The organism is Mycobacterium sp. (assembly GCF_036488105.1).
Taxonomy (GTDB): domain Bacteria; phylum Actinomycetota; class Actinomycetes; order Mycobacteriales; family Mycobacteriaceae; genus Mycobacterium.
The window spans coordinates 1-10,044 of the sequence record NZ_DASXHW010000078.1 but is presented as its reverse complement, the minus strand read 5'-3'; the positions used below and the strand labels follow the sequence as shown (position 1 = coordinate 10,044).

Annotated in this window: 10 protein-coding genes, 1 tRNA gene and 1 pseudogene; 5 read left to right on the top strand and 7 right to left on the bottom strand. The window is 63.6% G+C overall.

Annotated elements, in window-relative coordinates:
* Positions 1-188 (bottom strand): annotated as a pseudogene (locus VGH54_RS30020) (hypothetical protein); the annotation flags it as partial.
* A 27-nt stretch (positions 189-215) separates the two neighbouring features.
* Between VGH54_RS30020 and VGH54_RS04190 the strand changes: the two are divergent.
* Positions 216-289, top strand: a tRNA-Pro gene (locus VGH54_RS04190).
* 90 nt (positions 290-379) lie between these two features.
* Positions 380-1,573, top strand: a complete 1,194-nt coding sequence (locus tag VGH54_RS04185; protein ID WP_331510680.1) for a site-specific integrase — start codon at positions 380-382, stop codon at positions 1,571-1,573.
* Positions 1,574-1,583: 10 nt separating this feature from the next.
* Here VGH54_RS04185 and VGH54_RS30015 read toward each other — a convergent pair whose 3' ends face one another.
* Both VGH54_RS30015 and VGH54_RS04180 read right to left on the bottom strand, forming a co-directional pair.
* Positions 1,584-1,835: a DUF6214 family protein gene (locus VGH54_RS30015; protein WP_414688638.1), complete on the bottom strand. Its 252-nt coding sequence runs from the start codon at positions 1,833-1,835 to the stop codon at positions 1,584-1,586.
* A 215-nt stretch (positions 1,836-2,050) separates the two neighbouring features.
* Complete coding sequence (locus VGH54_RS04180) at positions 2,051-2,716, bottom strand: hypothetical protein (RefSeq protein ID WP_331510679.1); 666 nt, start codon at positions 2,714-2,716, stop codon at positions 2,051-2,053.
* 474 nt (positions 2,717-3,190) lie between these two features.
* Here VGH54_RS04180 and VGH54_RS04175 point away from each other — a divergent pair, with 474 nt between their 5' ends.
* The gene (locus tag VGH54_RS04175; RefSeq protein WP_331510678.1) at positions 3,191-3,424 is read left to right on the top strand and encodes a hypothetical protein; all 234 of its coding nucleotides are present in this window, start codon (positions 3,191-3,193) and stop codon (positions 3,422-3,424) included.
* Positions 3,425-3,982: 558 nt separating this feature from the next.
* Here the strand turns inward: VGH54_RS04175 and VGH54_RS04170 are convergent.
* The 3 genes from VGH54_RS04170 to VGH54_RS04160 form a co-directional block, all read right to left on the bottom strand.
* Positions 3,983-4,177: a hypothetical protein gene (locus tag VGH54_RS04170; protein ID WP_331510676.1), complete on the bottom strand. Its 195-nt coding sequence runs from the start codon at positions 4,175-4,177 to the stop codon at positions 3,983-3,985.
* Positions 4,174-4,542: a hypothetical protein gene (locus VGH54_RS04165; RefSeq protein ID WP_331510675.1), complete on the bottom strand. Its 369-nt coding sequence runs from the start codon at positions 4,540-4,542 to the stop codon at positions 4,174-4,176. The genes VGH54_RS04170 and VGH54_RS04165 overlap by 4 nt, the downstream gene beginning before the upstream one ends.
* A 220-nt stretch (positions 4,543-4,762) precedes the next feature.
* A complete protein-coding gene (locus VGH54_RS04160; RefSeq protein ID WP_331510674.1) occupies positions 4,763-5,083 on the bottom strand; it encodes a hypothetical protein in 321 nt (106 codons plus the stop codon).
* Positions 5,084-5,233: 150 nt separating this feature from the next.
* Between VGH54_RS04160 and VGH54_RS04155 the strand changes: the two genes are divergently transcribed.
* Positions 5,234-8,518: a helix-turn-helix transcriptional regulator gene (locus VGH54_RS04155; RefSeq protein ID WP_331510673.1), complete on the top strand. Its 3,285-nt coding sequence runs from the start codon at positions 5,234-5,236 to the stop codon at positions 8,516-8,518.
* A gap of 323 nt (positions 8,519-8,841) precedes the next feature.
* Entirely contained in the window at positions 8,842-9,387 is a 546-nt protein-coding gene (locus tag VGH54_RS04150; protein WP_331510672.1) for a PAS domain-containing protein, read from the top strand.
* 35 nt (positions 9,388-9,422) lie between these two features.
* Here the strand turns inward: VGH54_RS04150 and VGH54_RS04145 are convergent, their stop codons facing one another.
* Entirely contained in the window at positions 9,423-10,037 is a 615-nt protein-coding gene (locus tag VGH54_RS04145) for a PAS and ANTAR domain-containing protein (RefSeq protein ID WP_414688637.1), read from the bottom strand.
* Between the last annotated feature and the right edge of the window lie 7 nt (positions 10,038-10,044).

Genomic DNA, 10,044 nt, shown 5'->3' with positions numbered 1-10,044 from the left:
GCGTCGCGGGCGAGCGCCTCGATGTCCAGCGGCTGCGCGTACTCGCGATCGATGCGGTCCCGAACGCGGCGCAGCCTCGCGAGGTCGCGCAGGTGTTGCCCTTCGGTGGATCTGCTGGCCACTTGCGCGATCGTGCCATGTCGCGTTTGGGTTCGGGTCCGCTTCGCCGTCTGCTGTAGGCTTTCCATCTGCTGCCGGTGATCCATCGGCGGCTCCGGGCTGTGGCGCAGTTTGGTAGCGCACTTGACTGGGGGTCAAGTGGTCGCAGGTTCAAATCCTGTCAGCCCGACACAGGTCAGAGGCGGTTTTTCCACCCACGGTGACACGAAGGATTCCGTGGTACGCCCTTTGATACGCCCACCGGGTTTATACTGCGCGCATGGCCAAGCGCCGCGCCAACCAGCAGGGCAACGTCTACCAGCGGCCGAATGGGCGTTGGGAAGCCCGGCTGCGCTACACCGATCCCGCCACCGGTGAGCGAAAGCGCGTATCGGTCTATGGGCGTACGCAGAAGCTGGCGCTGGCCGAACTGGACAAGGTCCGCGATCGGCTCAAGGAGGGCCAGCCGCCGCGGGACGCTACAACCACGGTGGCGGCGTGGATGGATCACTGGCGGGCCACGACGCTGGCGGCGTCTGACCGCAAAGCCGCAACCCGCGAGCTGTATTCGAACCTGAGCCGCAAGCACATCGAGGCCGGGACCATCGGCCACATCAGATTGGATCGGCTGCGGCCGTCCGACGTCGAGAAGTTGGTCCTCGACATGCGCGCCCAGATGAAACCAGGGCGCCCGACAGTCGACGACCCCGAACCACTGCCTGTGCGGGCTCTCGCCGACTCCACCATTCGCTCGACGTACACCGTGCTCCGCGCCGGCCTCGACGGCGCGGTCCGAGACGGCCTGCTGGCCCGCAACCCGGCTGCCGCGGTCAAACGCCCCGGCGTCGAGCGCCAAGAGGCGCACCACCTCGACCGCAACGACGTGGTGCGGCTACTGAGCGCCGCCAAGGCCTCCCGCTACCATCCCGCCCTGGTGCTCATCGCGTCGACGGGACTACGCCGCGGCGAAGTAGCCGCATTGCGTTGGGAGCAAGTCGATCTGAGCAGCCGCACGCTCCGGGTCGCGGCGACGGTCGCGCGCGTGGACGGCAAGCTGGTCGTCACTCCGCCGAAGACCGAACGCTCGCGCCGCTCTGTGCCGCTGTCGAAACCGGTCGTTGAGATGCTGCGCGCCCACCAGGTTCGGCAGAAACAGGAACGGCTGCGGGCCGGGAATCAGTGGCGCGAGAACGGCCTCGTCTTTCCAACTGAGTTCGGCACACAGGTCGACCCGCGCAACCTCCTCCGCACGGTCCAGGCGGCGGCCGAGAAGGCCGGGCTGCGTGATGTTGTCGCGCACACCCTCCGTCACAGTGCCGCGTCGGCGTGGCTGGAAGGCGGCGTCCATATCAAGGCCGTCGCTGACCTTCTGGGCCACAGCTCCATTGCGATCACCGGCGACATCTACGGCCACGCCGAAGATTCCACCGCGCGGGCCGCCGTCGACGGACTGAGCCGCCAGCTCGGCATGTAAGGCCGGAACGTCAGGCGTTCTTCCTGCCGGGCGTCGTTGGGGGAAGTAGCCCAGCTCTGCGAGCCTCGCCGACGTAGCGCGCCGCTGTGCGGTGCGATTTGCCAAAGGCTCGCGATACAGCATCTGTCGGTCGGTCGTTGAGGTGCATCCGGTAGATATCGGCAATCTTCTCAAGATCAACCGAGCCACGGGGCCGTCCCTTTCGGGTGCGTCGCGCATTTGCGACTGCAGACTTTCGATCTACTTCCCAGTCCGGCTGCACCAGCGTTGTCCAGCGGCCAGAAGGATCCGCGGCGGCGACGCTGAGCGAACACGCGGCCACAATCTGAATCAGATGGACTCCAACCAGTATCCCGGTCGGAAGTGAAGGCCAGAATCTGCTCTGGCGCAGTTGTTCTCAGGTCTGCAATCGCTAGTAGCTCCGGCGTCCCAATCGGTAACAAAGGCAGAGGACTGTGCCAACGTGGTTGTACGGCGCTACAGGCCGGCAGCCTGACGAATATCGTTGGCTGCGTCGGTAACGAGGTTGGTGAGATCCGTCAGCGTCGGGAGTACGGCGACGCTTGGCTTGACGAAATTCCAACCGACATAGATCGTTTCAGTCACAGGCGCTCCGACTGGCAGCTGGGTACGGGGATCTACTGGGTGGCCAGCGATTCTGACTCCAGAGCTGAATTTAACGCCGTCGGGGTCCCAAGACGCGGAGATTCCGCCCTCGCGCATTTCGCGCCTCCGTGTCTCGGTGCGCGTCTGCGGCGTGAAGTCTTGGTGCTTGTTGACACGGGTCAGGTCGTGCAAATAGCCGAGTGCACCCTTGCCGGGTTGGTACGGCTGGTGGCGTTCCATAGCGTCATAGATATCTGCTGGAACTCCCGGAAAGCCTTTCCGCATTCTTTCATCAAAGCTCGCGTGGTCCGCGCGAAGCGGAAAGTAGGGAGAACGGTCAGACGCGTTGCCGAAGGCATAGTCGAGATCGGTGGCGGTCCAGTCGAGAACCCGCTGAAAGTCCTCAATAAGTCGGGCTATGTCGTACAGCAGGTCGTCAGATGTCTGCTTCGCGGCCAGGTCCGCCGCGTACGCAGCCTCTATCGCAGCAAGTTGCGCTGGAAGTTTGCCAACGACAAATCCAGCGCGACTAGCCATGTCGCGTTGCCGGAGTATTCGCTAGCACCTGGTAGACGTTACTCATCTGGCCATTGGTCTAGGCGCCTGGGCAGTAGGCGGCTAAGGCGTCGCGTTCGAATTGGATGATCTGCGGGCCGACGATCCCCAATCCCTGGAGTTCGTCGTTGATGTGCCAGTGGGCGATGGCGAAGGGTGATGGAACGCGAGGGACCCAGCGTGGGAAGGTTCGGGCGTTGCATGTTTCGTGTGCGATGGGGACTGCTTGGTCTGGGGTGATCTGTAGGCCATCTCGCGAGAGGGAGGCAAGGAACTGATCGTCCTGGGGGTCTGCGTGGGCAATGGCAACTGGTAGCAGCGCCGCCGCTGTGGCGAAAAGCGGGCAGATCGTTTTGAGAATGTTCATGGGGCGCCCCCTCTCGACCATTGCACAATGCCCGGATCAGTTGAGCGGCCTCTGCGGCATCCCGTTCACCCATCGCGGGACCGTTGCAGGTGCACCAGACCGACCTGGCCTACCAGATCACCACCTCGGCGCTGTCGTTGTCGCCGCCGACACAGCGCGTGGCGACGCGCTGTGTGCCGTCATTGAAGTTCGCGTGGTATCCGCCCGAGCAGACCATCTCGTACCGTTCTCCCGTCACTGGGGAAAACGCGATGACGTCCGACCCGTCACTGCTGCGGTTGAACGCGCGGCGCACGTTCTCGGCGAACGCACAGCTGGTGTGACCGCCGACGACACCCTCACGTCCATCTGGACATATGACAAACGTCTGCCTTGCACCCGCTGGGACCGGCGTCGGGATAGCTTCAACCGGAGCTGGCGCTGCGACGGTCTCTGTTTTGGTCGCAGTGGGAGCCGCAGCCGTCTGCGCGACCGTAGCTGATGTCGGAGTCTTCTGAGCATCGGTTTTCGGTTGGGGCGTGGAAGTTGTGCCGCGATCGTGGATCACGAATATCAGCACTCCGACGAGCGCGGCCACGGAGGCAGCGGTGAGCGCCGCGCACACGCGCAGCCATAGTGTCGTTCGCTGCGGCGCATCCGAATAACGAATCGTGTCGCCGTCGGGGTCATCGAGTGCCCAAGCGTAGGCGTGCTCCGTCGGAAATTCGGACGGAGCTAGCTCCGTCTGATCCGATGGTGCGTCACGGCGGGCCGCAGAGTCCTCAGCCATGTCGATCATCATGCTCTCTCTGGAAGGCGAAGACATCGGCTATCGCTGAGGTAGCGGGGTCGCATCGAGTCGATGTGTGCCCGGAGCGCGGAGATCTCAGCATCGTTGGTCGTCATCGCGGCATCCTCGATACGCTGCTGAATGCGAGCACCGGCGCCGGCAGCCGCCGCTCCTGCGTAAGTCGGTCGGTGACGTCTTCCATGAAGCCCGTCAAGTGCATGAGTTCAGCGTCGCTGAGGTTCTCCAGCTCAACGGCGCCCATCAGCTCTTTGACACGGTGTAAGACGACCGCTCGGGGAGTGGTCATCGCCCAGCCCACCCATCCAGCTCATCGGCAGCCTCAAGCAACGCGGATGCGAGCTCGCGGGCACGGGAGGCGGGCACGGTGAGCAGATCGCGAAGCGCACCGTCAGCATTCTTTCCCTGCAGGACAATCACGGGCGCGTTGCTGGCCCGCTCGTCCGTGGCTACGGAGCCGTCAGGCAGCTGCGCGGCGCACGGGGCAACGATGATGGAACGCTCGTCCCCGACGTGACCGTCGTGGGGCCACGACTGCACTTCGCGGGCGGCGCCCCAAATCAGCCGGTACTCGTAATTCCAGTCGTGCCAGGCGTCGTAGTCCTCGACTCCCGGCGGGAGCGGAACGAACGGAACGTTAGGGGTGGTGGTCATGTTGCAATCTCCTCGGTGCTTGATAGTTGCGGGTACGCCCATTCGTACGCCCATTGGGTGATATTCATGGACATTCGCTGACGTCCGAAATGCCCTATGACATGGTAAAACCGACCATAGGCGAACACCCGCAAATCCAGTAGACATATCTGGGGGTCAAGTGGTCGCAGATTCAAATCCTGTCAGCCCGACCAAAGAAATGACCCGGGGGAGTCACGGCCTAGTCGGTATCCGCGTCGGCGACCAGAGCAATGACGAGCTTGTGGATCTCGTCAACGGTGAGGTCCTCACCGTCGACGTCGAGCTGAATCAGCTGAGACAGCAGGTCGTCGGTGGGCGTGCAGCACCGGTCGGCGATCATCACGTCGATGTATGCGTGCAGTGCATCGAGTGCTTTCGCGTTCGTCAAGTCCTCGGCCCAGCGCCAGAAGACCAGCCGGTCGTGGCGCGGCACGCCGAGTAACTCGCAGACGACCGATATCGGGCGAGTGGCGGTGATGACGCTGGCAGCCCTGGTGCGCAGTGCTTCGGTGATGGACATGTCGGGCTCCTTAACGGTCGTGATGACACGACTATCAGGCCGTTGGGACGTCACAACATCCGCCCTGAGGCGTAAATGCGCTCGGTGAAGGGGCGTAGATACGCCTTTGAGCTGATGTTTGCCGGTTAAGCGGGGCGCATGCTGGCTAGCATGAGCGCGACTGAGCGGAGCGATGTTGACATGGCTGAGCTGCTGCCGACCGGCACGGTGACGCTGCTGCTTGCCGATGTCGAGGGTTCAACCCAGCTCTGGGAAAACCAGCCTGACGCGATGAACGCAGCGGTGGCGCTTCTGAACCGCAAAGCCAGCGAGGTCATTGCTGAACACCAGGGCGTACGCCCGGTGGAACAGGGTGAAGGTGACAGTTTCGTGGCCGCTTTTGCCCGCGCTGGTGACGCCGTGGCGTGTGCGCTGGAGTTGCAGCGTGCAGATCTGGCGCCGATCAAGCTGCGGATCGGGGTCCACACCGGCGATGTGCAGTTGCGCGATGAGGGTAACTACGCGGGCACGACGGTCAACAAGACTGCACGGCTGCGCGACCTGGCGCATGGCGGCCAGACCGTAATGTCGGCCGCAACCGAGGAGATCGTCGTAGATCAGCTCCCAATTGACGTCTGGTTGACCGATCTAGGCCGCCATGGTTTGCGCGATCTGCCTCGTCCCGTTCGGGTTTCGCAGTTGTGCCATCCGGACCTACGCAACGATTTCCCGCCGCTGCGCACGGCGGATCCCGTTACTGCGCATAATCTTCCGGCTCAATTGACGAGCTTTATTGGCCGGGCATTGCAAATCGCGGACATCAGCGGCTCCCTGGCCGACAACCGCCTCGTGACCTTGACCGGCGCCGGCGGCGCAGGCAAGACACGGCTGGCCATCGAAGTGGCCGCCGGGATGGGCAGTCTCTTTGTCGACGGCGTCTGCTATGCCGATCTGGCGCCGATCACCGACCCAGAAGTGGTGCCGCTCACGGTGGCTCGCGCGTTCGGGCTGCCGGACCAACCGGGTCGCTCGATTACTGAGACACTGCTGCGCTTCATCCGCCAGCGAAGGCTGCTGTTGGTGTTGGACAACTGCGAGCATTTGCTGGAGGCCAGCGCACAATTGGTCAACGATCTGCTTGCCGGCTGCTCGCGGGTGGCGATTCTGGCGACGAGTCGCGAACCCCTCATGGTCGGTGGCGAGGTGAACTGGCAGGTGCCGTCGTTGTCTCTGGCCGACGAGGCAGTCGAGTTGTTCAGCGACCGCGCCCGTCGAGCCAGGCCCGACTTCGCGATCACCGGACACAACGCCGAAACGGTCGCCGAGATCTGCCGTCGTCTCGACGGCATGCCATTGGCCATCGAACTGGCCGCCGCCCGAGTGCGGGCATTGTCACTCGACGAAATCGTCGGCAGCCTGCATGACCGGTTCCGGCTGCTCACCGGCGGTGCTCGCACCGCGGTGCGACGGCAGCAGACGTTGCGCGCCTCGGTTGACTGGTCGCACGCGCTGCTCACCGAACCCGAACGAGTCCTCTTTCGCCGGTTGGCCGCCTTCATGGGCGGTTTCGACCTCGACGCCGCCCAAGCCGTGGCCGGCACCAGCGAGGTCGAGCGATTCCAGGTACTCGACCAGCTCAGCCTGCTCGTCGACAAGTCTCTTGTCGTCGCCGAAAACGCTGTCGGTCGAACTCGATACCGGCTGCTGGAGACCGTCCGCCAGTACGCACTCGAGAAGCTCGGTGAGTCAGGCGAAGCCGACGATGCACGCGCCAGACACCGCGATCACTACACGACGATGGCGGCGCTGCTCGACGCCCCGGCGACCAGTGGCCATGAGCAGCGACTGACACAGGCACTCACTGACATCGACAACCTTCGGGCGGCGTTTGTGTGGAGCCGCGAGAACCGCGAGATCACAAAGGCGTTGGAGCTCGCATCATGGCTGCAGTCAGTGTGGTTAGGGCGAAGTCGAATTCGCGAAGGGTTGGCCTGGCTCGACGCTGCTCTGGCCGATGAGGCATCGGTCGACGCAGACGGGACTGCGGCGCGCGTGAGGGCACTCGCTGATAGGGCACTGCTCGACTCTTGGTACGGCTCGTTGGACCCACCGCGTGTCGAAGTAATACAGGCGGCCCTGGAAACCGCACGCCGAACTGATGACCGCGCATTATTGATTCGGGCGCTCGTGGCGCGCGGCTGCGTCGTTCTGTACGAAAGCGATTCAGCCGGAACGTACTTCACCGAGGCTGCCTGCCTCGCGCGTGAATTGGGAGATTGGCTGCGACTAAGCCACATACTCGGGCGGCAGTCTTACACGGCGATGATGGTGGCAGGCGACCCGCGCGCAGCCCTCCTGTTCGCGAACGAAGGCCGTGAGATCGCGCGACGGATTGGCGACGGATTGATCTTGCATCAATGTGGCATATACAGTGCTGCCGCGCTCTTGATGCGCGGCGACTTGGAGGCCTCCGGCGCTCAGGTGCGAGCCACAACGACCGCGGCCAACGCTGCGCACGATTTCCTGTCTGAGATGACGGGCTATATGTCCGAATCGATCCTCTTGTCGCTTCAAGGGGATTCGAGCCGGGCTCAGATCGCGATCTCTGCGGCGTCCGAAGGAGCCTGCGACATAGGCGAGTATTTCGAAAGCGCCTGCTACCCCAACATCGCCTTGGCGTATTTAGCTGGCGGCGACGTCTCGGCGGCGTGGGAGGCATGCGAACATGCGCTCCCGACCATTGACCACCGGTTCAACATTGTGAACATCAACTGGGTGGTCTGGGCGGCGGTGGCCGCCCGCGAGCTCGCGACGGCCAGGCACGTCGCGAACATCGCCGTTTCCGCGTCAAAAGGCTGCTGGTTGGCCCTCGCGCTGGCGTCACGTGCCCGCGTGAAAATCGCATGCGACGACTCGAGGGCAGCAGAAGGCGACCTGCATGATGCGCTAGTAACCGCCGCCAATAGCCACGCGCTCTTGTGCATCCCGGAGGCACTTGAGTGCCTCGCCCAGCTGGCCTGTGAAGCTGACAGTCACTCGGAAGCAGCCCGGCTGCTCGGTGCGGCCCACACATTGCGGCACCGTATGGGTGCGGTCCGGCTGGTGATCTGGGACGCCGACTACCACTGGGTCGAGACTGCTGTTCGTAACGCGATCGGCGACACCGACTTTGACGGCGCCTGGGCGGAGGGCGCCGCGCTATCCACCGAAGAGGCGATCGCCTATGCGCAGCGCGGACGAGGCGAACGCAAGCGGCCGTCCACCGGTTGGGGGTCACTGACGCCTACCGAGCTTGATGTCGTACGGCTCGTCGCCGAGGGTATGCCGAACAAGGACATCGCCGCCCGGCTGTTTGTCTCGCCCCGAACAGTGCAATCGCATCTTCGCCACGTCTACAACAAGCTCGGCCTTACATCCCGCGTGCAACTCGCGAAGAAAGCCGCCCTCCACAGCTGATTGGCAGTCCCATGTGCACCTTTCGGCGGGGTGTTTTGATGCGAAGCGCCAGACGCTAGCTTGCGCGACCGAAACGAGCGCGGCTGGGAGATGCGCTGATGTTCGATGCGCTGAAGTGTTGGTGTCAGCCGCATTTGCGATCCGGGTATCCGGCCTTACTTACGTCTAAGCCCCTCCGGCAACCCGCTCAGTTCGGTAGAATGGCGGCCGCTGGGAATTTCAGCCGGTCCGGGAATGAGTCCGCCGTCTCGCCGCAGGATTCAAGGGGCTCCCGCCTCTACGTACCCGACATGCACGGTGATCGTCTGCACGCCGGGATCCCGATGACCACATCACCTAATTTTGCTGAGCACCAGAGCGACCAGACCGCCGGGCATCCCGCTGCACCGCACAACGGCGAAACCAACGGGTACGGCCACAACAAGTTCGTGGACGTAAATGCGCGCAGCACCGAACGGCGCCGCCGACCCCTGCCAAGCAGGCCGGAAAAATGTATCCCCGCGCTGCCCGCGTTGACGCTACTGAACCGATTGCCGATACCGATGCTCGCCACCGGACTCGACGGCGTCGTCGTCTACACCAATCCCGCTTTCGCCACCATGCTTGGCCACCACCCCGACACCATCACGCTGACCGGACAACGACTTCCCGCGCTGCTGGCCGGACATGCAGCGACCCCGCCGCGCGACTGTGTCGACGCACTGCGCGCCGCCAGCAATGTGGTCGTCGACTGGCTCCACGCCGGGGGCTTCCCGGTACGCAGCGTGATATCCGAGACGCTGTTCGTTCGCGCCGCTGACCAGATACTGCTGATCGGCGTCACCGACATCACCAAACTGATGTGGAGCATCCCGACCGACCCCCGCTGACGCGCGATCAGGTGTGCCCTCACGCAACCTGACGCTCACTTTTGGGGTGGCGTCAGGGTCAGCAGGTAGTGGTCGATGGGTGCACGCATCGCCGGGTGGGCAGTCACTAGGTCGGGCAACTCGGTGACCAGTTTTTCGGCGACGGTCGCGAGTTTGACGTTGAGTTGTTGGGATCGCCACACCAGGACGGCGAAGGCCGCATCGGCGCTGAGCTGGTAGGTCAACATCAGCATTCCCTTGGCCTGGTCGATGACCTCTCGGTGAGACACGATGAGCTCTACCTGGTCGCTGATCGACTGCTGAAGATCGGCGTGGACGCTTTTGGTGATGTCGATGTAGAACCCGCGGGTGGCAACGATGCGGCCGTCGGCATCGGTGACCGGATCGCCCACGACCACCACGTTGCGTATCTCTCCGGTGGTTGTGCGGATTCTGTGCCGGCTGCTGAACGGAGCCACCGACTGCTGCAGCAGACCCTTGACCCGGGCCAGGTCGTCAGGATGCTTGTGGCTCAGGACGAGTTCGGTGGTCGGTTCGATTTCGCCGGGCTCATAGCCGTGCATTCGTGCGACGGTGTCCGACCACGTCCACGCGTCGCTGTCGTATCGGTATTCGAATCTGCCGACCCGCTGCGGTTCACCGCCAAGCAAAGCCTTG